The following is a 24,242-nucleotide window of genomic DNA, read 5'->3' as shown; positions in this document are numbered from 1 at the left end:
AATGGCCCAATCACAAGTACAACGAGAAAAATTTGTGATTCGGCCAGAAAAATTGATGTTTAACTAATGTTACCGGCCATGTGCCAGATCATGCCCTGACCAAGGGTGAGCGCCCCCAAAATTAACAGGGCCGCAACCGCAATCACCGGCGGTTTGGTCTGCTCCTTGCGCAGCAAGGGCAGCAACCACACCAGGGCGCCAACCAGCACGGCGGCACTCACCTGCACAAAAGGCATCACCAGCGCCGCCAGGGCCGCGTCCTCAAGACCGGCGGCCCGCACCGCCAGCGCCAGCAGCCAGAGCACGCCAAAGGCAGAGCCGGCCAGGGGCAGCAACACATTAAACGCCTGCAGCCGGTGGCGGGCGCGTACCATAATAAGATGGGCAAACACACAACCACCGGCGCCGGCCGCCAGCAGCGCCCAGCCCGGCCCCATGCGCCAGCTCACCAGGGCACCAAAGAGCAGGGCCAGCACCAGCGCCGGGTAATGCCAGCTCACACTCAGGCTGCGCTTGCCCTGCATGCGGGCCTGATACAACACGGCGCCCAGCCCCACCACCAGGGTGGCCCCCCCCAGCCACAGCATGAAGGCCGGCACGGCCGCTTCAACCCCCAGCATCAGCGCCAGACCAAACACCGCCCACACCGACATGGCGCCGTCGCCGATGCGCCGGCGCTGGCCGGGGCAGAGTTCGCCGTTTTTCAGTATCCACACCAGCAGCGCCAGGGCCGCCACCGCGCTCAGAGCCAAAGGCGCGAACAATCGCGCCGGCAGCAATTCTGTCATGATTTGCCTCCGTCAATTCGTGGGGCGCATTCTACCTTTGTCGGCGGGCGAGCGCGACCATGCGGGCAAACATGCGCCGCAATTCCACCGGCACCCCGTCGATGCCGAGGGGTTCAATGGCTTCCACCATGGCCAGGGCCATGCCCGGCTTGCTACGCCGGCTGAGCGCCCGCTCGATGATGCGCGACGGCGGCGTGTGCTTGTCGTGAATGTTGGCCTCGTGGCGAAACACCTGCTCCAGGCCGTTGAAATACATGTAATGCTCAATGTCGGCCCGGGGCAGCACGGTAAGATGGTCCCCTTCCCGCTCGCCCCGCAGCATGCTGCGCACCCCCTGGGCGTATTTCTGTCCGGCCTCGTCGCCGTCGGTCAGCAGATGCCAGCCAATGCCAAAGTCCCGCGCCACCTTGATAAGCGGGCTGTGGCCACACTGGGCAAACTCGATAATACGAATGCCCTCGGCGGGCAGCACATAACCGCAGATGCGCGCCAGCTCGGAGAGCAGCCAGATTTCGGTTTCCCCTTCCACCAGCAACCAGTAGCGGGCAAACAGCGACATGGGCCGGTTGATGCGCACATGAAAGGCGATGCGGCGCATGTCTTCGGCGCTGTAGCGTTCGTTGCCGATGTGCAGACAACGGGTTTCCTCTTCCAGCCGCACCAGCCGGCGCAAATGGTTGAGAGGAAACGCCGACAGCAGATCCCCGGAATTGGTGGTGACCAGTTTCTGGCCGGGAAAGCGCTCCAGAATGCCCCAGGTGGCCGCCAGCATGGTGGGGTGCAACCGGCTTTCGGGATCTTCTATCAGCAGCAGCGGCCGGGATCCGGTTTCAATGGGCCGCCCACCCCGGGCCTGCAGAATGGTACGGGCCACCGCCGCCAGCGCCAGCGACAGGCCGCTTTCCTCACCCGGCGGCTGCCAGTCGTTGAATTTGCCCAGCTGGCTGAGGGTAACCGGGTGAATGGCGATGTCCCGGGCCCGGCGCGGTGCCCGGCTGGTGGCGCCCTGGGGGGTAAAGTAGTGTTCAAACAGTTGCCGTACCGCGTCCAGGCCTGCCTGGATCTCGGCGCGGCTGAGCTCGTCTTCTTCCGCCAGCTGTTCGCTCAGCCGGCTCAGCAGTTGCTGGTAGTCGCCGTTGAGGTTGACGATGGGCAGATCCCGGGGCGCGCCCCGGGAGTCCCGCAGCCGGAACACCGGGTTCATTTCAATCAGCCGGTGCACCATGGCGTGGGCATCGGCCAGTTCAATGACGTTACCGGCACCGTCGAGAAACTCGTGGCGGCAATGCACGGCACCATTTTCCCGCCGGGCGCTGGCGCGGTAGTGCACCCGGTGATACCTGTCCTTGTGGGCCACCCACACAGGCTCCAGCCGGGCCAGACGACTGGAGTGCTCGCTCACTCCGGGCCTGTGCTCGCGGTAAGTGAGAACAATCAACAGTTCATCGGCAGGCTGGCCGTCTTCGGTACGAAAAAAGTCTTCTTCCGCAAACGCGTAACAGCAGGCGCCCCGCCCCATCAGCCGCCACAGGGCCCGGAACAGACTGGTTTTACCCCAGGCGTTTTCCCCCATCAGCGCCGTGCTCTGATCCAGCGGCAGGGAAAGCCGATTGATACCGAGGAAATTGTGGATCTGAACGTGCTCAAGATACATGAACGCTGTCCGGTGAATGGGTGACGGGGATCAGTGGCGGTAGAGCACCTTGATCAGATGATAGCCAAAACGGGTTTTAACCGGCCCCTGCACCTTGAGCTCGGGCCCGGTGAACACCGCCTTGTCAAACGGGCCGACCATGTCGCCCTTGCTGAATTCGCCCAGATCACCGCCCTTTTTACCGGACGGGCAGAGGGAGTGCTTTTTGGCGAGCTGGTGAAAATCGGCCCCCTTGTCGAGCTGGGCCTTGAGGGCCTGACACTCGGCCTCGGTTTTTACCAGAATATGCAGGGCACAGGCACGTTTTGCCATGAAGGAATCTCATTAAAACAAGCGATAGTGCCAGTGTGCCAAAATGCGGGACCTGCTGCCAGTGTAGCGATGGCCAGGCCGGAACAGCCGTCATGCCCACGAAGGTGGCCATGACGGCTTGTGGTGATGTTTACGCCACCGCCAGCGCTACGGTCTCGGCATGGGTCTGCACCAGTTCATCGTGCAGAGCCACCACCGCCCGCTCGTAGAACTCGTCGTCGACGATAAACTGCATTTCCACCGCCCGCAACGACTGGTGCACGGCGCGCACCGGCACCTCGGCCCGGTTGAGCGCGCCCACCGAGCGGGCCAGCAGGCCGGGAATGCTCATGTCGCTGCCCACCGCCGACACCAGCGAGACCTTGTGGGTGGTGACCTCGGCGTTTTCAAAGCGGCGTTGCAGGGTTCCCACCAGCCGGCGCACCTGCTTGCGGTTGCCCGCCACATAATAGGTGAGGGTGTTGGCATTCATGTCCTTGGCCACCAGGTTCAGGTGCATCTTGTCAAGCTCGTCGGTAAAGCCCTCGGCGTAATGGGACACCCGGCCCACCATGTCCTGATCGAACAGCTCCACCGCAAACAGGTTACGACGGCCGGCCACCATTTCCACACAGGGTGCCGGGCTGCGGTAGTCGGTGGTGATCAGCGTGCCTTCGTGGTCCGGCTCAAAGGTATTGCGCACCCGCAGCGGAATGCCCTGCTGACGCAGCCCCTTGGCGGCCTGGGGGTGAATGGCCTCCATGCCGAGGTTGGACAGCTGATCGGTCACGTCGTAGTTGGTACGGCCAATGGGAATAACCTGGTCCTCGCCGGCCAGGCGCGGATCGGCGCTGCTCAGGTGATACTCCTTGTGAATAATGGCTTCCCGGGCGCCGCTCAGCACCGCCAGCCGGCTGAAGGTCATTTCACTGTAGCCCCGGTCAAAACTGCTCATCAGCCCTTCCTTGCAGTGAGCATAGCCGGTCACCACCGGCAGCTGGGTAGACAAATCCACCCGGGCCAGGGCCTGGTTGAGTACCTCATCCAGCGGCAGCGCCTCGTCGGTGCGCCAGCCGGTCAGATCCATCAAAATGGCGTTCACGCCGCTCTGGCGCAGATACAACACCATATTGTGGGCACTGTGAGCCTCCCCCATGGCCGCCAGCAGCTCGCGAATGGTCTGCAACTGCTCCGCCAGCTGAAACTGACCAAAGGCACAGACCCGGCGCAGGTGATGCAGGCAGTCACGAATGCCGGCAATACGTTCCCGCAAAAAGGCGTCGGCCAGGGCCCGCTCGGGAGTAACGCCAAACATTTGCTCGTTGATCTGCGCCATGCGCTGGCTCACGTTGTCCAGCGCCTGCTCCCAGGCGTGGTCGTCTTCGGCGTCGGCAAAGGTGGCATAGACCCCGGGCGCGCCGGTGCGCTTGCACTCCAGCAGGCCGTCGGTAATGCCGCCAAAGGCCGACACCACCAGCATGCGCTGGTAGTAGTTATCGTTTTTACGGTTATACAGCACGATATTGTCGCGTACCGCCTGATACTGGCTCATGGAGGTGCCGCCGATTTTTTCTACCGTATGTAACACGTTATTGCTCTCCCGTTCCCTGAAATAAAAGTTTGATATTCTGGAGCGCACACTTTCAGTGGGCCTGGGTTTCATAACCCTGCCCAGTGAAAAGGTGCGAAATAATGCCTTTGCAAATCACCGGCGCGGTTGCATTCCGCCGACACGCTTCGGGGGATGCCACTCACCAGTAAAGCCTGCTGCGAACATTCACTGGATGTTCGCTCAGACTTTACTGATTCGTTACGGCGAGCAAGCTCGCCCCATGGGCGCTCGGCAAATGTATCTGACCGCCATGGATGGCGGGAATGCCGAAAATGCAGGAGCAATTATTCGGCCCTGGCATTTGACGGTCGGCTACAGCAATCCCCGCCGATGCTTTGCGCAGCTGACTTGCTTTAGCCTTCCGCTGCTTCCGTTTCCAGCGGATACACGCCGTCGGCGTCGTGCACTTCCTTGCCGGTGAGCGGCGGGTTGAATACACAGGCCAGCTTCATGTCTTCGCTGCCGCCGCGCAGCAGGTGCTCGTCGTGCTGATCGAGAATGTAAAGGGTGCCCGGCTCAATCTGGTAAATCCTGCCGGTGGCCAGATCCTCGATTTCGCCGTTGCCACTCATGCAATACACCGACTCCAGATGGTTCCGGTAATGGATGTGGGTTTCGGTGTTGGCGTAGATGGTGGTGATATGAAACGAAAAACCCATCTTGTCGTCCTTGAGCAACATGCGGGTGCTTTCCCAGGTGCCGGTTTCGGACTCCACGCGACGCTCGGTTTTCTCACAGTCGGCAAGGGTACGTACGATCATGGTGTTTCCTTCAGTTTGTTCGGTATTTGCGACCCCGCCAGGGCGGGGCCGTATTGTTACATTTCAGGGCGATAATGCAGGCTTATGACGCCTTTTTCAGGCGCTTGGCGGCCACGTCGACAATGGCCTGCTCCAGCCAATCCAGGCCCTGGGTCAGCTCGGCTTCGGTGATAATGAGCGGGCACAGGCACTTGACCACTTCGTCGTCGGGGCCGGCGGTTTCGATGACCAGGCCCAGCTCAAAGGCCCGGCTGGTGATCTCGTCGGCAATGTCGCCGTTCACGCAGGCGATGCCCTGCATCATGCCGCGGCCTTTCACCTTGTCGAACAGCTGGGGGTACTTGTCCACCAGGGTTTGCAGACGGCGGGTGAGCAGCTCACCCTTGGCACGCACACCGGCGGCAAAGGCGTCGTCCTGCCAGAAGGTTTCCAGCGCCTTGCGGGCGGTGATAAAGGCGTGGTTGTTGCCCCGGAAGGTGCCGTTGTGCTCGCCCGGCTCCCACTGATCCAGATCCGGACGCAACAGCACCAGCGCAAAGGGCAGGCCCATACCGCTCAGCGACTTGGACAGGGTGATGATGTCGGGCTTGATACCGGCGGGCTCAAAACTGAAGAAGGTGCCGGTGCGGCCGCAGCCGGCCTGAATGTCGTCGGCAATCAGCAGAATGCCGTGGGCGCGGCAGATTTTCTCCAGGCGCTGCAACCACGTGACCGAGGCGGCGTTCAGGCCCCCCTCGCCCTGTACCACTTCAAACAGCACGGCGGCGGGCTTGTCCAGGCCACTGGAGTTGTCGTTCAGCATGGTTTCGAACAGCACCAGGCTGTCTTCACCGGTGCCGGCGTACCCGTCGTAGGGCAAACGGGTCACGTTGGCCAGCACGGTGCCGGCGCCACCGCGATGATGCTGGTTGCCGGTGGCCGCCAGGGCGCCCAGGCTCACACCGTGAAAACCGTTGGTGAAAGCCACGATGTTTTCCCGGCCGGTGACCTTGCGCGCCAGTTTCATCGCCGCTTCCACCGCATTGGTGCCGGTGGGGCCGGTGAACTGGGCCACGTGATCCAGATCACGGGGCTTGAGAATGATGTTCTGCAGCGCGCTCAGGAATTTCGCCTTGGCATCGGTGTGCATGTCCAGGCCGTGGGTGATGCCGTCCCGTTGAATATATTCGATCAGAGCCTCTTTCAGGGCCGGGTGGTTGTGGCCGTAGTTGAGGGTACCGGCACCGGCCAGAAAGTCCAGGTAGCGCTTGCCGCCCTGATCGTGCAGCCACACGCCCCTGGCCTGATTAAACACCACCGGAAACGAGCGGGCATAGGTTTGTACACTGGATTCCATTACGTCAAAAATACTCATCACGACTCCTTAAAGTCTGATTCAAATCGTTAAATGCGAAAAAAGGGAAAAGACGGGCTCAGGCGAGCGGAATGCGATAGAGGATCTCGCTTTTGCTCTCGCCGCCGAAGTGACGTTCCTGATCAAACAGCACATGACGGCTGCCGGCGCCGGCGCCCCGATCCCGGGCCAGACTGTCAAACAGCCCCCAGGATGCGGCGTTGTCGGGGGTAATGGTGGTTTCAATGCGGCGCACGCCCTGGCAGGCGTCGGCATCGAGCAGGTTGTCGAGCAGGCGACGGGCCAGTCCTTCTCCGCGGGCGCGTTTATCTATGGCTACCTGCCACACGAACAGGGTGTCCGGTTCGGCGGGTTTGCGGTAGGCAGAGATAAACCCCAGCAGGGTGCCGTCGTCCTCGTCTTCGGCCAGCATGCAGGTGTCGGCAAAGTGCGAGCACTGCAGCAGATTGCAGTAGGTGGAATTGGTGTCCAGAGGTTTGCAACGGTCAATCAGCAGATTGACGTTACGCCCGTCCGTGGCATTGGGATGTCGCAGCACAAGTTGCAGGTCAACGGTGGTATCCATAATGATTGCTTCAAGCTCTTTTGGTTAGTGGGCTAATCAAAAATCCTTTATTAACCTAACAAACCATTTATCGATTGCAAGGCGAATTCCATGAAATTAATTTGAACAGCATGCATTTCGCCACCCCGTTTTTCTCCTTTTTCGCTTCGCATTGAGCACCCCGAACTCCCGCCAATCCCATGCAACAAAAGGCCTGAACGACTCCTCACCTCGATTCAGCAACGCCGCACCATCAGCCTCACGAACGGCGGTAACCTTTTGTCGCAGGAAACTAACCGGTAACGCCGGCAACCGACACTCTCGCATCACACCCGTTCACTTTTTAATCACCTTCTCATGCAACACCACACCATCTGCTCTGTATTCAAATCAATCAAACCATTCAAAAAATACCGAAGACATCATTAGCACCCTAAATACAGGACAGCGACTGTCACTCGCGACAATAATTTGAAAGCGAATAATCCACGGGTTATCCTTGGCACCGATTTTTACATTCGGTTCACACCAGATTCTTACGGTTTCTCATGCTCAAACATTTCGCCGCCCTGCTGTTGTTGTGCCTTTCCGGGCCCCTGATCGCCGCCGAGCCCGCCGGTCCCTCCGAAGAAGAAGAGCGCACCCGGCTCACTCCCCTGATGGAACGCTACATGCTCGACGAGCTGAAGGCGCTGCGCACCGAAATGGCCCAGTTTCGCGTAAACGTAAAGGAAGAGGTGGTACAGAAGGAGCTGGGGGTGGCCGACAAGGCCATGAGCTACGCCAACATCACCGTGACCTATTTCTTCTACCTGCTGGCGGGGGCAGCCTCGGTGCTGGCCATTGTGGGCTGGCAGTCACTGCGCGAGCTGAAAAAGTCGGCGCGGGATTATGTGGAAACCCAGATGAAGCAGATCACCGATAATTACGAACGCAAGCTGCGGCAAATTGAGCGGGAACTGCAACGAAAAACCAAAGTCATTGCGGAAAACTACCGGGAAATTGAACGTTTTCAGGAGGTGCACGCGCTCTGGCTGCGGGCCAGTCAGGAGCAAAGCCCCCAGGCCAAGATGGAAATTTACGATCAGATCCTGCACATCAAGCCCGGCGATCTCGACGCCCTCACTCACAAGGCCGACGCCGCCCTGATGATGAACGAACGCCAGTGGGCCCTGAGCCTGTGCAACCGGGTCATGCAGGTGGATCCGCAAAATGCCCATGCCCTTTATCAGCGCGCCTGTGCCAATGCCGGCATGGGTCATGAGGAGCAGGCCCTGAGCGATCTGGAACTGGCGGTGGCCAACAATGTGCACCTGCGCCATGTGGCGGCGGAAGACGAGGAATTCGACCCGCTGCGCCAGCACCCGCGTTTTCTTGAACTGACCATGGATGCCGGCGAAACCGCCTCCTGACGACGGCGGGGTTGTTCACTAAAAACTCATAAAACAAATTTTCACGACACGTAAAAAAAATTGATTTTGCGTACCGGACCCGAGTGCCATACTTTCCGCGATCATCAATGCCACGTTAGAGTGAGAGTGCATATGAGCTTTGAGTCAGGCAAGCCGTTCCAGGACTTTACCCACTTCCCGCGCGGGCTGCGCCGCTGTGGCGAGTTCACCGTGACCGAAGCCCAGCTGCTTGAACAATGCGGCCATGCCATGCTGGGCCTGTATACCGGCCAGCGCGCGCCCATGACCGATGAAGAGCAGCGCTTTGTTGAACAGGTGCAGCAGCAGGCCGCCCCCGAACTTCGCCATGCCAAGGTGTGGCTGAAATACCTCAAGGTAATCGGCCCGCGCCGGGTGCACCGTTTGTGCTCCCCCATGAGCGCCGGCAGCGAAGACGACTACGAGCCGGTGGAAGATACCGCCGACTGAGTGCCAAAGGCCGGAGCTGCTCCGGCCTTTTTGTTTTCCCTTCATTCGCTTGGGTTCCCTGTCCGAGTCACGCATAATGATGCACAAACACAGCCAAGTGCATAAAGAACAATGAGCGAGCAGAGCCTGCCCACCTTCTACTTCTACGACTATGAAACCGCCGGCGTCAGCCCGGCCAAAGACAGACCGGTGCAGTTTGCCGGTATTCGCACCGACGCCGACTTCAACGAAATCGGCGAGCCGCTGATGATCTATTGCCGGCTGCCGGCGGACTACCTGCCTTCCCCCGAGGCCACCCTGATCACCGGCATTACCCCGCAGAAGGCGCAGCAGGACGGCCTGTGCGAGGCGGAGTTCATCGCGCGGATCCACGAGCAGTTCAGCCGGCCGCACACCTGTGTGCTGGGCTACAACAATATTCGCTTCGACGACGAAGTGACCCGCTACAGCCTGTACCGCAACTTTTACGATCCCTACGCCTGGAGCTGGCAGCAGGGCAATTCCCGCTGGGATCTGCTGGACGTGGTACGGGCCTTTTACGCCCTGCGGCCCGACGGCATAAACTGGCCGGAAGACGAGGACGGCCGCCCCAGCTTCAAGCTGGAGCGACTCACCCAGGCCAATGGCATTGATCACGGCCAGGCTCACGACGCCCTGGCCGACGTGCGTGCCACCATTGCCCTCGCCCGGCTGCTGAAACAGGCTCAGCCCCGGCTGTTTGACTATCTGTTTGAGCTGCGCAGCAAGCACAGGGTGAAGGCGCTGATCGACATCATTAACAGCAAACCACTGGTGCACGTGTCGGGCATGTTTTCCGCCTGGCAGGGTTGCGCCAGCTGGGTGGCGCCCCTGGCCTGGCACCCGGACAACGCCAATGCGGTGATTTGCGTGGATCTGGCGAAAGACCTGTCGCCCCTGGCGGAGCTCGATGCCGACACCCTGCGCCAGCGTCTTTACACCAAAAAGAGCGAGCTGGGCGAGCTGCCGCCGGTGCCGCTGAAACTGGTGCACATCAACAAGTGCCCGGTGCTGGCCAAGGCGGCCGCACTTACCGAGCAGCGTGCCGACGAGCTGGGCATTGATCGCGCCCAGTGCCGGAAAAGCCTGGATCTGTTGCGCCAGCATCCGGAAATTCGCGAAAAGGTGGAAGCCATATACCGGCAGGACGAGGGCTTTGAAGCCGACGGCGATGTCGACACCGCTCTGTACCAGGGCTTTTTCGGTGACGCCGACAAGGCCGCCATGGCCATGGTGCGCGACAGCCGGCCCGAGGCCCTGGCGGAGCTGCCGCTGCAGTTCAGCGACTCCCGGCTGCCGGAACTGCTGTTCCGCTACCGGGCACGCAACTACCCCCATACCCTCAGCGAGCAGGAGTGGCAGCGCTGGCGCCTGCACTGCCAGGATAAACTTTCGGCCCATGCCGAGGCCTATATGCACCGGCTGGAACAACTGGTGATCGAGCATCAGGACGATGAACCCAGGCTGGCGCTGCTGCAGGCCGTGGCCCGCTATGTACAGTCACTGTAGAATATCCGTATGAAACTGATCCGTGATTTTGCGGTGATCCTGACCTGCCTGCTGGTGGGCAAGGCCGTCGCCGCCCTGCTGCCCTTTGCCTTTCCCGCCAGCATCATTGGCCTGCTGCTGCTGTTTACCCTGCTCAGCACCCAGCTGGTGCGGCTGGAATGGATCTTTGCCGGCGGCCAGCTCATTCTGCGCCACATGGCGCTGCTGTTTATTCCGGTGGCCGCCGGCCTGCTCAGCTACGCGGACGTGCTGAGCCGGGGCCTGGGCTTTATTCTGCTGGCCGCCACCACCGGGCTGGTGCTGATCCTGCTGCTGGTGGGCCGGCTGTATCAGAGGCTGGTGTCATGATGTTCTGGCTGGCCATGCCCGTTACCGTGCTGTTTTACCTGCTCACCCGCAAGCTGGCGCGCCGGCTGAACAGCCCCCTGGTGAACCCCATCATGATACCGGCACTGCTGGTGATCGGCCTGTTGCTGGCCTTGGGAGAGGATCCCGCCAATTACCAGGCCGGTACCCAACCCCTCAGCCTGCTGCTGGAGCTGGCGGTGGTGGCCTTTGCCCTGCCCCTGTACCAGCAGGCCGCCAAGATCCGCAGCCAACTGGTGCCCATTCTGCTGTGCTGCGGCCTGTCGGTGCTGATTTCGGTGGGCACCACCCTGCTGATTGGCGGCCTCATTCATGCCAGCCCCGAGCTGCTGGCATCGGTGGCGACCCGCTCCATTACCACGCCGCTGGCCATGAGCGTAAGCGAAGCCATGGGCGGCATTCCCGCCATTGCTGCCGGTCTGGTGATCATCGTGGGCATGATGGGGGCCATTGCCGGTTTTCCGCTGATGCGGCTGGCGGGCATACACCACCCCGAGGCCCAGGGTCTGGCCATGGGCGCCGGCGCCCATGCCATCGGCACCGGTGCCGCCGCCGAAGTGGGCAGCACGCAGGGGGCCTTCTCTTCACTCGCCATGGTGGTGTGCGGCGTGATCACCGCCCTGCTGGCGCCGCCGCTGTTTCATCTTTATCTGTGGCTGGCGAGCTGACTGCGACCTTTGGCTAATGGCCGGGCCCGCCTGCGCCCGGCTACACTGGCGGCAACAAACCGTTAACAAATGCAAAACAGGGGGCAAGGGAATGATGCTCTGGCTAAAAATCGCCGAACCGCTGCTGTTGGGCCTGGGAATGGCGCTGGTGCTGGTGGGAAGCTGGCGCTACGGCCGGCGCAAGCACGACTGGCTGGCGCTGCCGCGCATCGTGTTCAACCGGGCAAAGGATCTCACCCTGCAGGAATATCGCTGGCTGCGTTACGGCGGCATGCTGCTGTTTGTGGGCGTGCTGGTACGGATTGCCAGCCTGACGCTGTATCCCGCCTGACCCCTTTTAGTCGGTGAAGGCCTTTCTGCCCATCAAGGAATGGCTCAGGGTATTGCCGTCTACCAGCTCCAGCTCGCCGCCAATGGGCACGCCGTGGGCGATGCGGCTCACCGCCACGCCGTGGCTTCGGGCGATATCGGCAATAAAGTAGGCGGTGGCTTCCCCTTCCACCGTGGGGTTGGTGGCCAGGATCAGCTCGCTGAAGTGTTCGGCGGCCAGCCAGTTTTCGAGCACGTCCAGCCCCAGATCTTCCGGGCCCACGCCGTCCAGCGGCGACAAGTGCCCCATCAGCACAAAATAACGGCCCTGGTACTGGCCGGTCTGCTCAATGGCCACCACGTCGGCGGGGCTTTCCACCACACACAACTGACCACTGATCGCCCGCTTGGGGCTGGCACAAATGGTGCAGATGTCTTCTTCGGTGAAGGTGCGGCACTGGCGGCAATGGCCGATGTTATCGAGCGCCTGCTCCAGCACGTGGGCCAGCTTGCGGCCACCGGCGCGCTGGCGCTCCAGCAGGGCAAAGGCCATGCGCTGGGCCGATTTGGGCCCCACACCCGGCAACACCTGCAGGCTTTTGATCAATTCATCCAGTAACGGGCTGAAACGCATGGGAAAACTCTTGAAAGAAAGCTGGAAGCTGGAAGCGGAAGGATAAGCGCCGCGTTTGCAGACGTCAGTGTTTACCTTCCAGCTTCAGGCTTCCAGCTTAAGACTTTGCTTTAGAACGGCATTTTAAAGCCAGGGGGCAGCTGCATGCCGCCGGTGAGCTCGCCCATGCGGGCCTTGTTCTGCTCTTCAATGCGGCGCACGGCGTCGTTGACGGCGGCGGCCAGCAGATCTTCCAGCAGCTCCTTGTCGTCTTCCAGCAGGCTGTCGTCCAGCTCAACCCGGCGTACCGAGTGGCTGCCAGTCATGGTGACCTTCACCAGGCCGGCACCGGCCTCACCCACCACTTCCATCTGGGCCAGCTCTTCCTGCAGCTTCTGCATTTTTTCCTGCATCTGCTGGGCCTGTTTCATGATATTGCCAAGTCCACCTTTACCAAACATAGGTCGTTACTCTTTATTGATGGGTTGATACATGCGCCATGGGCTCGATGCTGTCGACATCCAGCTCGGCAGCAAAACGCGAGATAAGGAATTGTACCGCATCATCGGCCTCGATTTCATCTCTGGCTCGCGCCCGCGCCGCCAGGTAGAGCTGCTGCTCCACCTCGGCCGGAGTCTGACCCTGCTCGCCCAGGGCCACGCTCAGGGTAACGGGCCTGCCCAGGTGCTCAACCAGCATGGCTTGCAGCTCTTCCCGGGTCTTGTCGCTCAGCAGATGCTTGTGCTGCGGGCGCAGCCACAACTGCCACCGCTCGCCGTCTCGCTCCAGGGTGCTGTGCATGGCCAGCTGGCGCAACAGGCCCCCCACCGGCAGTTGCGACACCAGCCGTGCCCAGTCGTCCTCGGCCTGAGGCAACAGTTGCGATGGCCTGAGCGGCTCGGGGCCGTCCTTGATGTTCCAGACTGCCCGCGGCACCGACGGCGACACGGCCGCCTGGGGCGCAGCCTCGGCCTGGGGTTGCACACGCACGGGCGCGGGGCGGACTGGCGCCGGTTGTGACGGCGCGGACGGTGGCGGTGTGCCTTCCGGCTCCCAGGGCGGAACCTCGTTGTCGTCCCAGGGCATGTCGTTGTAGGCATCCAGGGGTGGCAGCTCGTCTTGCGGCCGGGCAGCTTGCCCCTCGGCCACCGGCGCGGCGGGGGCAGATGGCCGGGATGCCACCGCCACAGGGCGCTCCGGAGTAGCCACCGCCGGGCTGGCCGGCCGGGCTGGTGCCGTCCGAACCTTTGGCTCGGGGGCGGCCCTGACCTCGCTGCGCTCCTGGCTCAGCAGCCGGTTACGGGTTTGCAGCAGCCGGCGAATGCGTGCCGCCTGCTCGGCGGCTTCATCCACCAGTGGCGCGGGGGCGGAGTCCGTCGTCTCTGCAGGCTCAGCTGCGGAGACGGACTGCGGCCCGTTGCCGGTGACTTGCGCCACAACCGGGCTGGCCACCGCGGCCGCCGGCGGCTCCCCCAAAGGCGCAGAGGCAACCGGTGCCGGCGCGAACGGTGCCGAGGCTTCCTCTGTTACCACTGGGCCTGCAACGTCCTTGCCCATGCGCGCCGCCTCCTGCCAGATTTGCGCCTGCTCCTGTTCGAGCCTGGCGGTCATGGCCTCGTCGTCTTCATTCGGCGCCGGCGCGGCCACCGGCTCGGGCTTTTTTGCAGACGCAGGCTCCGGCTGAGTAACGGTCACAGAGGGAGTAACGGGGGTTGGCCCGCTCGCAGCGGCGCTTTGAGGCACAAAGGCCAGGGCGCGCAGCAGGGTCATTTCCAGCGCCGAGCGACCGTCGGGGGCAAAGGGCAGATCCTTTCGGCCCTGCAGGCAAATCTGGTAATACAACTGGATTTGATCCGCACTCACCAAAGGCGCCAGCCGGTTCAGCTCATCGGCATGGGGCACTCCCTGGGCCGGCACCACCTGGGCCAGAGCAAGCTGATGCCAGAAGGCGATCAGCTCCTTGTGCACATGGTCATAGTCCGGTCCGAGGCTGGCCAGCTCCGCCACCCGCGCCAGCAGGGCGGCACCGTCGCCGGCCAGCACCGCCTCCACCAGCGCCAGCAGCTGCTCCCGGTTCAGGTTGCCGAGCATGCGCTCCACCTGAGCCAGTTGCAACTGGCCGTTGCCAAAGGCCAGAGCCTGATCGGTGAGACTGAGCGCATCGCGCAGGCTGCCGTCGGCGGCCCGGGCCAGGGCCGCTGTGGCCTCGGGCTCAAAGGCCAGTTGCTCCTGCTGCAGAATATGCTGCAACTGGCCGTCTATCAGCGCCGGCTCCAGGCTTTTGAGATGAAACTGCAGACAGCGGGACAAAATGGTAATGGGCAGTTTTTGCGGATCCGTGGTAGCCAGCAAAAACTTCACATGGGGCGGCGGCTCTTCCAGCGTCTTGAGCAGGGCGTTAAAGCTGTGGCGGGAGAGCATGTGCACCTCGTCGATGAGATACACCTTGAACCGGCCGCGGGCCGGCTGGTACTGCACATTGTCGAGCAGCTCGCGGGTGTCTTCCACCTTGGTGCGGCTGGCAGCGTCGATTTCCAGCAGATCGACAAACCGCCCCTGCTCAATCTCCTGACAGCTGGCACACTGGCCACAAGGATCGGCGCTGACCCCACCCTCACAGTTGAGCGCCTTGGCCAGCAGCCGGGCGATGGAGGTCTTGCCCACCCCCCGGGTGCCGCTGAACAGGTAGGCGTGATGCAACCGGCCCTGGGCCAGGGCGTTCACCAAGGCGGTCAGCACATGCTGCTGCCCCACCACCTCGGCAAAGCGGCGCGGACGCCACTTGCGGGCCAGAACCTGATAACTCATGGGCTTAGTGGCCGTCAAATTCAACCAGGCTGGTCACGCGCACGCCCAGCCGGTTGAGCCGCTGCATTCCGCCCAGGGCCGGCAGACCAATCACAAAAGCCGCATCCTGCACCTCGCCGCCACAGCGGCGCACCAGCTTGACCGCCGCCTCCACGGTGCCGCCGGTGGCCAGCAGATCGTCGATGATCAGCACCTTTTCGCCGGGCACAATGGAGTCGGCGTGGATCTGCAGCTTGTCGGAGCCGTATTCCAGCTCATAGGACACTTCCACCACTTCCCGGGGCAACTTGCCCGGCTTGCGCGCCGGAATAAAGCCCACGCCCAGCGCCGCCGCCACCGGTGCACCAAAAATAAAGCCCCGGGCTTCGGTGCCCAGCACCTTGCGCACACCGGAGTGACGATAGTGCTCCACCAGGGTGTCTATGGTCTGGCGAAAGGCCTCGCCGTTTTCCACCAGGCCGGTGATGTCACGAAACACAATGCCGGGCTTGGGGTAATCGGGAATGGAAACGATGCTGTTTGCAATCAGCTTGAGGGTGTCTTGTTTCATGGGATCTGGCTGCCTCATCGGGCCCGGCGCGAGCGGGCATGGCATTGAATTAAGGAGTGAAATCTTAGGGCCTCGTCTGCTCCATTGCAACCACGGGGCGCTCGGGCACCACCGGCAGCCGGCACATCCACCACGCCAGCGCAATAAAGGTGAGCACCAGCAGGCCGCGTACCCACCACAGCGGCACCAGATAAATGGACAGGGTGAAACTCGCCGCCATCAGCCACAGCGCCCGCCGGCGCACAGGAAGCCGCAGACCCCGGTGGGTTTGCCAGTCCTGAATCATGCCGCCAAACCAGCGGTGGTTAACCAGCCAGCGGTGCACACCGGGAGACGACTTGCCAAAACAAAAGGCCGACAGCAGCACAAACGGCGTGGTGGGCAGCACCGGTAAAAAGGCACCAAGCAACCCCAGCCCCAGTGAAATGCTCCCCAGCAGTGCAAACAATATACGCATGGCGCTCTCCTGCCAGCCAACCTTCTTAAGGGCAATATAGCAAAAACCGGGCCCCGTCAGAACCATGGCGCTTTGCCCGCCGGCCCGGTACACTGCCGCCTTTTGTTGTGGGTAGTTATTGCCATGCGCCTGATCCTGGCCCCGATGGAAGGGGTGCTCGACCATTTAATGCGGGACCTGCTCACCCGCCTGAACCCTTTTGATCTGTGTGTCACCGAATTCGTGCGGGTGGTGGACATGCGCCTGCCGCCAAGAGTGTTTCACCGTTTGTGCCCCGAGCTGCATCAGGGCTGCAAAACCCCCGCCGGCACCCCGGTGCGCATTCAGCTGCTGGGCCAGGAGCCGGACTGGCTGGCGGAAAACGCCGATCAGGCCTGCCGGCTGGGCGCCGAGGGCATAGATCTCAACTTTGGCTGCCCGGCCAAAACCGTGAACAAGCACAGAGGCGGCGCCGCCCTGCTGGCCGACAGCGAACAGCTTTATCGCATTGGCAAGGCGGTGCGCGCGGCCGTGCCCGCGCACCTGCCGGTGAGCGCCAAAATCCGCCTGGGGCTGGAACAGCGCGACAGCTATCTGGAAAACAGCCAGGCCCTGGCCGATGCCGGCATCAGCGAACTGGCGGTGCACGCCCGCAGCAAAAAGGACGGCTACCGTCCGCCGGCCTGGTGGCCCCTGGTGGCGGAAATCAGGCAACGGCTCACCATTCCGGTGATCGTGAACGGCGAAATCTGGAGCGCGGAGCAGGCCGCTCAGGCCCAGCAACAAAGCGGCTGTGCGGATGTGATGCTGGGCCGGGGTGCCCTCGCCCTGCCCAACCTGGCCGCCACCATCAAGACCGGCGGCGCCGCCATGACCTGGCCCGAGGTGATTGAGCTGCTGCAAACCTATTCCGGGCTGGAAGTGGCCGGCGACAAGGGCATGTATTACCCCAACCGCATCAAACAGTGGCTCAACTACCTCAAGCTGCAATATACAGAGGCCAGGGAGCTGTTCGCCGCCATTCGCACTCTGACCCACACCGACGACATACGCCGGGTGCTGGATAACATGCGGGCCGAAGGGTAAGAGCCAACGCGCAGGCAAACCACCGCCCGGGGTTCGCCTTGCCTGCGGCCGTTGCCGGCCCGCGCTTCATTCCCTTGATTTGCATCATGATGTTAACAACTGGCCAACCCTATACTGGACGGCATATTCCACCGACTGGATGTCATCATGAGCAGCAATATTACCGAACACGAGCTTGAGCAGCGGCTGCTGGCGGTGGCGGAAGAACGCCGCCAGGGCTTTTTGCACCGGCTGCGGGAGCTGGATGCCGGACTGGCCGCCCGGCTGCACGCCGTGTCCCCCGACGAATGGGCCGACCACCCGTCCCTGGCGGCCTGGCCGCAACTGCAACCACAACTGACACTGCTGCGTCAGGCAGACGCCGCCCTGTGCCAGTGGCAGCTGGGCCTGTACGGCCTGTGCAGCGACTGTGAAGCCGAGCTCGAGCCGGTGCAACTGCTGGCGGATCCGTGCCGGCAGCGTTGTGACAGCTGTGAACAGAAGTATCAGAAAGCCCAGCATGCCAGCTGGACGCTGTGAGGCGTGGACGTGGGACGTAAAACGTAAGGGGTGAGGCGTGAGGAGAGGTAGAGCGCAGAAAGCCTGAAACACAGGCATTAAAAAGCCGGCTTTCGCCGGCTTTTTACTTCTGTATCAGCTAGTTAGCTGATGTCGGGTAGGAAGGTCACATTACTGCTCCCCTCCCCCCTAAGAACCGGACTTGCCGGTTTCCCGGCATCCGGCTCAAGCCTTCATAAATGCCTACTTAACATAGACACCAGCTTCCTTACTGTCTGTCTTGGCATGGTACTGCCGGTGACAATTTGGATGCAGCATTACCAGGTTCGTGCTTTCATCACCGCCACCCCGTGTCCGGTAGATGATGTGGTGTAAATCCCAGTCATCATTATCCCGGAACGGTTCCCCGCAAAGCGGGCAACGGCGCTGTTGCTTCTCCCATATCAGCTTGAGCTTGCTGGTCCAAAGCCGGTTCTCCTTGAGTCGCTCCAACTGACGCTTCTCAAAGTACTGCTCGAACTTCGGATCATAGGGATTGGCTTCGCTTCTGATCTTGGCGTGCCACTTTATTGTTGTCTGGTTCGCTTGCACCAGAAACAACGTTTTCCCATCCGGGGGCGTTCCGAAGAATACCCACTTCCGGCCCCGCTGCTGCCCAAAGTACTTCTGGGCGATCCAGCGTCTGGGCTTATTGGAGTGCCTGCGTTTCGCCCATCGCCACAGCATGTGCCACAGCCGATGGTCCACGTAGGAGAACGTTTGCGAGGACGACCCATGACGGTGGTAGTTGACCCAGCCCCGAATCATCGGGTTGAGCCGCATCACCACCTGCCATGCCGGTGCCATCCTGTACCGTTTCAGCTCGTCACTGACCTTGCTCAAGAACGCTTTCACATTCTTTTTACTTGGTTTGATCAGCAGCTTACCCTTGTACTTACGCAGGTTCTTGCCGAGAAAGTCAAAACCATCATCAATATGCGTGATCAGGGTTTTCTCTGCCGACAGCTCCACCCCTCTCTCCGCCATAAAGGCCTCGATCAGCGGTTTTACTCTTGTTTCCAGCAGCTCTTTCGAACTGCCGGTCACGATGAAGTCATCGGCATACCTGACATATTTGATGCGCAGCGCCAGTATGTCTGCCCGAGTCTGGCATAACGCAGCCAAACGAGTTTCGAGCCCATCCAGCACCATGTTCGCAATGACCGGCGAGATAATGCCACCTTGCGGTGTACCTGCCGTGGTTGCAAACAGCCTGCCTTTCTCCATGTACCCGGATGCCAGCCATTTTCTGAGTACCTGCCGGTCCAGGGGGACGTGGCGCAGTATCCAGTCGTGGCTGATATTGTCAAAGAACCCCTTGATATCCCCTTCTAGAACCCAAGGGCCCTGTAGCTTTCGTGACAACGCATTACGACATTGCGCTATCGCGTCAGCGGTAGATCTGTGGGGCCGGAAGCCGTAGGAATTAAGGTCTCCCGTGGTTTCCGCCACCGGCTCCAACGCCAGCAGATATAACGCCTGCATGGCCCTGTCGTGCATGGTGGGGATCCCGAGCGGACGGCGTTTACCGTTGCTCTTGGGAATATAAACCCGTCTGAGCGGCTGAGGGCGATACCCCGTTCGCGTCAGACGACCTATGGCCTGCCATTTGGTGTCGGGCGTACTCCAGATTGCTCCGTCCACCCCGGCGGTCCGTTTGCCTCGATTTTCAGTGACTCGTTTGACGGCCAGCGCACGCGCTGCAAACGAGCGTACCAGCAGGCGCTGCAACTGCTTGACGCGTCGCCATTGCTGGTTCTTGGTTGCCTCTGCGATCCGTACCTGTAGCCCCCGCACCCGCCGATGAACCTGACGCCAGTGAATACTGTGCCAGTCGGTCGGATGGGAGAATGCAGATACAACCAGAGTCGCGGCGGCTGCCGCTGGTTTGGATGCACTCATCTTGCTATCCTCCGAAGTGCTTTTGTGTTGAAAGCACCCCGGCGAAGCGGACAGTTCTCCCCTAACGGGGAGAGCTTATCGCCCCGTCAGGGTATTGAGTGAAGGTGCTGCAACACCTTCACTCGCTTTCTTTAGACACGTTGGACGCTTTACACGTTTTCACGCAGTTGAAGACCAGCAGGACGTCTGCTCCCCTTTCGGGTGCGGCATGTTGACCGCTATCCAATCCGTTACAGACTGGCATTCGCTTTTTCCTGCCTCCCATGCCCGCTACCGCAACAGCTCCCCTTGCGGTTCGCCTGCCCGAATGGGCACGATAACGGGATTGCCGAGTTCCGTGTGTTCGAATGATTGCATGGCCTTAGGTGCCACCTGTTCCCCGATAGCCTGATGTCAGCGTAACCCCATCTAACAAAGGGTTAACCGGCTATGTGCCATTTTGGCTCCGGCGAATTCAGCAGCTTGCGCCGGTTTACAATGACGAGGTTTATCAGTGATTCACATACGTTCACCCTAGCCTGCTGGTCTAGCCTCTCATCCACCATTGCTGCTGGCAGAATCTACCGGTTTCTTCACAGAAACCGGGCCCTTGCGGGTGAGTACATTGTCAGGAAGCTTCGGACAAATCCGTTACCAGAAATGCCCTATCCCTGGACCACCATTGGCTGAACAATGGGTTCCCATGTCCGCTGCTCCACAGGGAAGTACAGCAGCGGGTGGAACAATCGAACACACAGCTTGCGCGTGCGAGTTTCAAGAATGGCGTAGGCGGCCATTCTCCCTGGTTGGCATTCAATCACGACGTGACCACTGGACAGACGCAAACACGCGCCTCTTCCGTACATGGAATAGGTCGAAAAATTGAATGTGGATGGTCAGACCGAACCCGTTTGGAGAACAGGATGATCATTCATCACATTTGAGATGTGAGCGGAAAGCTCTCATTGAATAACAGGCAGCCGCAGGCCGCTGTTTGTACCACAGGATTTTCATCCCTGGTTATATTGAGTGCGCAAAGTGCGCTTATTGGATAGTGATGGAACCCTGGAAGGGCCCTCCGATTCAGCCATCTACGGAGGTAAGGGAGTGGTCAGGGGGCAACCCCTGACCACTTTTCCTAGCTAAATCAAAGATTTAGACTAGGACTCGCACGACTCTCGTCGCACGTTAGAAGTTATATTGAATACCAACGCCGTACAGGTCGTCTTCGTCAGCCACGTCGCTGATCAGGTATTCACCGTACAGCTTGGCTTTCGGAGTCAGGCTGTACTGAACACCCAGAGTGATGGCGTCAACAGTATCTTCAGAGGAACCACCAGCGGGGGTGTATTCTTCATTGGAGTACTGAGCCAGTACGGTCCAGGCGTCTACATTGTACTGAGCGTGCAGCTCGTAACCTTCAGACTCGTTTTTGCCACCGCCCAGAACGTCTTTTTCCTGCTCGGTGTAAATGGCGGCTACGTACAGGCCATCCAGGGTGTAGTTCACACCGGCAATCCAGTTGTCCTGGTCTGCGCCATTATTGAAAGCGATTTGCTCGTAGGCAGCACCAAAACCCAGACCCATCGGCAGGGTGTAACCGGCAGACACAGACCAGCGATTTTCTTCGCCAGTGTTAGTGTCTTGTTTGTCGGCATCGTTGAAAGAGTAACCGGCACGCAGGTCAACACCATTGGCGGCGTAAGCTACACGCACCATGTCGTCTACCTTATCGGTAGTACCCAGCTCAGAGCCGTATGCTGCAATACCACCAAACACGTTCAGCACGTCGGTGTAATCCAGCAGCTGAGCATAGGGGCTGTTCACACGGCCCACAGTCAGGTCGGTGGTGTCCATAAAGCGGAAGCCGGCCCAGGCGTAACGGGAATCAAACTTGGAGCCGTCAGACTTCTCAGCAGCAACCTGCCATTCCAGCTTACCGATCAGATCCACGTCGTTGTTCAGGGCATATTTGATGTTGGTACCCAGACGGGCTTCCCCCAAACCACCGAAGTTTTCTGCTTTTTCAGGCTTGGCAGCCTGATAATCCAGAGCGCCAGCTTCGTATTGTACGCGGCCATAGATATCAACCTGGGCGCCTTCGTCGGAGTAAACGGTCACAGCGCTGGCAGAGGTAGCGAACAGCGCAGGGATGGTCAGTGCAAGAATCGTTTTTTTCATGATTTTATTTGCCTACTGTAATTAAACACTAAGTCCTTGTTATTCCCTGTGTTAGCAACGCTAGCGTTACTATGGCGAGCAGCCTATCACCGGTATTTTGCCCGTGCAACAAAATCGCGGGAACTTTTTGTGACAATGACGCTCGTCCGGTAACCAAGTGTGATCCATGCCTCTTTTTCACCCCTGCCGGTTGCAACTGGCATATAACCGTCTACCGGGTATACTTGTGACCGCATTTTATACCGGAAATTTGCCATGCCCAGCGCCGATTACCGCACGCTTGTGCGGGCCAACTACCGCCAGTTAAGTCAGTCGATTCAGGGCTTTAAGCCCAGACGGGAACAAAACTTCCTGGTGGCGGAAATCGGCAAGGTGCTGCTGGGCCAGCACGACCCGGCCCGGCGCATTCTGGTGGCCGAGGCCGGCACCGGCATTGGCAAGTCACTGGCCTATTTGCAGGCCTGCATTCCCTGGGCCCGGCTCAACCATAAAAAGCTGGTGATCTCCACCGCCACCCTGGCGCTGCAGGAGCAACTGGTGAACAAGGATCTGCCGTTGTTCCAGCCCCATTGCCAGCCCGCCTTTACCTTTACCCTGGCCAAGGGCCGGGCCCGCTATTGCTGCCGCCAGCGGCTGCAGAGCCTGGTGCAGGGTAACAGCCAGATGGGCATGTTTGACGCCAGCGAGGCGCTGACCCCGGCCCAGCAGGAGCAACTGGCCGGGTTGTGGCGGGCGCTGGAGGCGGGCGACTGGGCCGGGGATCGGGACAGCTGGCCCGAGCCCATTATTGATGCCCTGTGGGCGCAACTGCAAACCGAACGCCACAGTTGCCAGCCCCAGCTGGGCCACAGCCATTGCCCTTTTCACCTGGCCCGGGCCGAACTCGACAAGGTAGACGTCATTGTGGTGAACCACGCCCTGCTGCTGGCGGATCTGGCCATGGGCGGCGGCATTATTCTGCCCGAGCCGGAAAGCTGCGTGTATGTGCTGGACGAAGCCCACCACATTGCCCACATCGCCCGGGAGCAGGGCTCGGCCCGGCTGGCACTGCGTGCGGCCCGGCGCAACCTGGAGCAGTTCAACAAGCAGTTGCCAAACCTTGCCACCGCACTCAAGGATGACGGCCACAGCGCCGTTAACCGCACCCAGCAGGCGCTGCAACAGCTGATCCCTTCGCTAACGGAGCTGCACAAACAATTGCAGGCGGCCCTGCGCTCGGGAGATCTCGCTCCCGATGATCAGGGTTGCTTGCGCTTTGCCGCCGGCGAGCTGCCCGAGCTGCTGAGCCACACCCTCACCACCCTGAAGGACGAACACAAGCAGCTGGCCCAGGGGCTGGGACGATTGCAGGCCCAGCTTGCCGAAGCACTCAAGCAGCAGCCGGGCAACAGTGTGGTATCGGGCGCCATGGCCGGCGTCAGCCTGCAGCAGTTGCATGCCGACGAAGCCCTCAGCCTGTGCGAGCTGATGCTCAGGGCCGTGGGTCCCAAGCACACGCCGCCGGCACGCTGGCTGGAGCAGAGCAAGAACGACATTACCCTGTGCGCCACGCCGCTGGCGGTGGGTCATTTGCTGGAGCAATGGTGCTGGTCGCGGGCGGCGGCGGTGATCATGGTCTCGGCCACCTTTACCGCGCTCAATGACTTCAGCTATTTTCGCCGGGCGGTGGGCCTGCGGCCCGACGACGGCAGCCAGTATTTGCGGCTGAACTCCCCCTTTGATTACCGGAGCTCGCGCCTGATTATTCCGTCACTGCCCTGCGAACCCCAGGAGGCGGGCTTTGATGAACTACTGATAAAGGAAATTCCCCGCTGGCTGAAGGATGAGCAGGCCAGCCTGGTGCTGTTTTCGTCCTACCGGCAAATGAACGCGGTGGCCGCGGCGCTGCGCGGCAAGGGCCATTCGCTGCTGGTGCAGGGAGAGGCCGGCCGCCAGGCGCTGCTGGAGCTGCACCGCATGAAGTGCGACGGCGGCCAGCCCAGCGTGCTGTTTGGCACCGGCAGCTTTGCCGAGGGGCTGGATTTGCCCGGCCATTACCTCACCAACCTGATCATCACCAAACTGCCCTTTGCCGTGCCCACCTCGCCGGTGGAAGAAGCCATGGCTGAATGGATCAGCATGAGCGGCGGCAATCCCTTTATGCAGCTCACCGTGCCCGAAGCATCGCGCAAACTGATCCAGGCCTGTGGCCGGCTGCTGCGCACCGAAACCGACCGGGGCCGCATTGTGCTGCTGGACCGGCGCCTGCTCACCCGTCGCTATGGCCCGGCGCTGCTCAATGCCCTGCCCCCCTTTACACGGGAAACGTGAGCCGGCACCGGTTTGCCAATTGCGTCCGGTTTTATAAATTGTCACAATCCTCCGGTTTAATTCGTTACTTTACGCCCGAAACGGGC

Annotated in this window: 23 protein-coding genes; 9 read left to right on the top strand and 14 right to left on the bottom strand. The window is 60.9% G+C overall.

Annotated features, from left to right (window positions below):
• Window positions 1-59: 59 nt before the first annotated feature.
• The 7 genes from PU634_RS06035 to ectA form a co-directional block, all read right to left on the bottom strand.
• Window positions 60-788, bottom strand: coding sequence for an HI_1241 family integral membrane domain (locus PU634_RS06035; RefSeq protein ID WP_306763165.1), 729 nt, complete (start codon window positions 786-788; stop codon window positions 60-62).
• Window positions 789-819: 31 nt separating this feature from the next.
• The gene (locus tag PU634_RS06030; protein ID WP_306763164.1) at window positions 820-2,442 is read right to left on the bottom strand and encodes a DUF2813 domain-containing protein; all 1,623 of its coding nucleotides are present in this window, start codon (window positions 2,440-2,442) and stop codon (window positions 820-822) included.
• A gap of 30 nt (window positions 2,443-2,472) precedes the next feature.
• A complete protein-coding gene (gene ppiC, locus PU634_RS06025) occupies window positions 2,473-2,754 on the bottom strand; it encodes a peptidylprolyl isomerase PpiC (RefSeq protein WP_306763163.1) in 282 nt (93 codons plus the stop codon).
• A 130-nt stretch (window positions 2,755-2,884) separates the two neighbouring features.
• Window positions 2,885-4,321: an aspartate kinase gene (locus PU634_RS06020; RefSeq protein ID WP_306763162.1), complete on the bottom strand. Its 1,437-nt coding sequence runs from the start codon at window positions 4,319-4,321 to the stop codon at window positions 2,885-2,887.
• Between the two features lie 377 nt (window positions 4,322-4,698).
• A complete protein-coding gene (locus PU634_RS06015) occupies window positions 4,699-5,106 on the bottom strand; it encodes an ectoine synthase (RefSeq protein ID WP_306763161.1) in 408 nt (135 codons plus the stop codon).
• Window positions 5,107-5,188: 82 nt separating this feature from the next.
• Window positions 5,189-6,460: a diaminobutyrate--2-oxoglutarate transaminase gene (gene ectB, locus PU634_RS06010; protein WP_306763160.1), complete on the bottom strand. Its 1,272-nt coding sequence runs from the start codon at window positions 6,458-6,460 to the stop codon at window positions 5,189-5,191.
• Between the two features lie 58 nt (window positions 6,461-6,518).
• Window positions 6,519-7,025 (bottom strand): diaminobutyrate acetyltransferase, encoded by a 507-nt coding sequence (ectA, locus tag PU634_RS06005; protein ID WP_306763159.1) that lies wholly within the window; start codon window positions 7,023-7,025, stop codon window positions 6,519-6,521.
• A gap of 527 nt (window positions 7,026-7,552) precedes the next feature.
• On the opposite strand from ectA, the gene PU634_RS06000 reads away from it, so the two are divergent.
• From PU634_RS06000 to PU634_RS05975, 6 genes are all read left to right on the top strand, one after another.
• On the top strand, window positions 7,553-8,416 hold the full coding sequence (locus PU634_RS06000; protein ID WP_306763158.1) for a tetratricopeptide repeat protein: 864 nt from the start codon (window positions 7,553-7,555) through the stop codon (window positions 8,414-8,416).
• Window positions 8,417-8,548: 132 nt separating this feature from the next.
• Window positions 8,549-8,884 carry a MaoP family protein gene (locus PU634_RS05995; protein WP_306763157.1) on the top strand — a complete coding sequence of 112 codons (336 nt, stop codon included), beginning with the start codon at window positions 8,549-8,551 and terminating at the stop codon, window positions 8,882-8,884.
• Between the two features lie 111 nt (window positions 8,885-8,995).
• The gene (sbcB, locus tag PU634_RS05990; protein ID WP_306763156.1) at window positions 8,996-10,411 is read left to right on the top strand and encodes an exodeoxyribonuclease I; all 1,416 of its coding nucleotides are present in this window, start codon (window positions 8,996-8,998) and stop codon (window positions 10,409-10,411) included.
• Between the two features lie 9 nt (window positions 10,412-10,420).
• Entirely contained in the window at window positions 10,421-10,759 is a 339-nt protein-coding gene (locus PU634_RS05985; protein ID WP_306763155.1) for a CidA/LrgA family protein, read from the top strand.
• Entirely contained in the window at window positions 10,756-11,445 is a 690-nt protein-coding gene (locus PU634_RS05980) for an LrgB family protein (RefSeq protein WP_306763154.1), read from the top strand. Before PU634_RS05985 ends, PU634_RS05980 begins: the two co-directional genes overlap by 4 nt.
• Before the next feature lie 91 nt (window positions 11,446-11,536).
• Complete coding sequence (locus PU634_RS05975) at window positions 11,537-11,776, top strand: hypothetical protein (RefSeq protein ID WP_306763153.1); 240 nt, start codon at window positions 11,537-11,539, stop codon at window positions 11,774-11,776.
• A 6-nt stretch (window positions 11,777-11,782) separates the two neighbouring features.
• Here the strand turns inward: PU634_RS05975 and recR are convergent, their stop codons facing one another.
• The 5 genes from recR to PU634_RS05950 form a co-directional block, all read right to left on the bottom strand.
• Window positions 11,783-12,388 (bottom strand): recombination mediator RecR, encoded by a 606-nt coding sequence (gene recR, locus PU634_RS05970; RefSeq protein ID WP_306763152.1) that lies wholly within the window; start codon window positions 12,386-12,388, stop codon window positions 11,783-11,785.
• Between the two features lie 110 nt (window positions 12,389-12,498).
• Window positions 12,499-12,828 carry a YbaB/EbfC family nucleoid-associated protein gene (locus tag PU634_RS05965; protein ID WP_306763151.1) on the bottom strand — a complete coding sequence of 110 codons (330 nt, stop codon included), beginning with the start codon at window positions 12,826-12,828 and terminating at the stop codon, window positions 12,499-12,501.
• 13 nt (window positions 12,829-12,841) lie between these two features.
• Window positions 12,842-15,175, bottom strand: a complete 2,334-nt coding sequence (gene dnaX, locus PU634_RS05960; RefSeq protein WP_306763150.1) for a DNA polymerase III subunit gamma/tau — start codon at window positions 15,173-15,175, stop codon at window positions 12,842-12,844.
• Between the two features lie 4 nt (window positions 15,176-15,179).
• Complete coding sequence (gene apt, locus PU634_RS05955; protein ID WP_306763149.1) at window positions 15,180-15,725, bottom strand: adenine phosphoribosyltransferase; 546 nt, start codon at window positions 15,723-15,725, stop codon at window positions 15,180-15,182.
• A gap of 64 nt (window positions 15,726-15,789) precedes the next feature.
• Complete coding sequence (locus PU634_RS05950) at window positions 15,790-16,182, bottom strand: YbaN family protein (RefSeq protein ID WP_306763148.1); 393 nt, start codon at window positions 16,180-16,182, stop codon at window positions 15,790-15,792.
• 123 nt (window positions 16,183-16,305) lie between these two features.
• On the opposite strand from PU634_RS05950, the gene dusC reads away from it, so the two are divergent.
• Window positions 16,306-17,247, top strand: a complete 942-nt coding sequence (gene dusC, locus PU634_RS05945) for a tRNA dihydrouridine(16) synthase DusC (RefSeq protein ID WP_306763147.1) — start codon at window positions 16,306-16,308, stop codon at window positions 17,245-17,247.
• A 147-nt stretch (window positions 17,248-17,394) separates the two neighbouring features.
• Window positions 17,395-17,766 carry a transcriptional regulator, TraR/DksA family protein gene (locus PU634_RS05940; RefSeq protein ID WP_306763146.1) on the top strand — a complete coding sequence of 124 codons (372 nt, stop codon included), beginning with the start codon at window positions 17,395-17,397 and terminating at the stop codon, window positions 17,764-17,766.
• A gap of 222 nt (window positions 17,767-17,988) precedes the next feature.
• Here the strand turns inward: PU634_RS05940 and ltrA are convergent, their stop codons facing one another.
• Together ltrA and PU634_RS05930 are read right to left on the bottom strand one after the other, a co-directional pair.
• The gene (gene ltrA, locus PU634_RS05935) at window positions 17,989-19,686 is read right to left on the bottom strand and encodes a group II intron reverse transcriptase/maturase (protein ID WP_306763145.1); all 1,698 of its coding nucleotides are present in this window, start codon (window positions 19,684-19,686) and stop codon (window positions 17,989-17,991) included.
• 1,167 nt (window positions 19,687-20,853) lie between these two features.
• Entirely contained in the window at window positions 20,854-21,846 is a 993-nt protein-coding gene (locus PU634_RS05930) for a porin (RefSeq protein WP_306763144.1), read from the bottom strand.
• A 255-nt stretch (window positions 21,847-22,101) separates the two neighbouring features.
• Between PU634_RS05930 and dinG the strand changes: the two genes are divergently transcribed.
• A complete protein-coding gene (gene dinG / locus PU634_RS05925; protein WP_306763143.1) occupies window positions 22,102-24,156 on the top strand; it encodes an ATP-dependent DNA helicase DinG in 2,055 nt (684 codons plus the stop codon).
• Window positions 24,157-24,242: the final 86 nt, after the last annotated feature.

The organism is Oceanimonas pelagia, assembly GCF_030849025.1.
Taxonomy (GTDB): Bacteria; Pseudomonadota; Gammaproteobacteria; order Enterobacterales; family Aeromonadaceae; genus Oceanimonas; species Oceanimonas pelagia.
The sequence above is the reverse complement of the archived record's forward strand: the minus strand, read 5'-3'. Positions and strand labels throughout refer to the sequence as shown.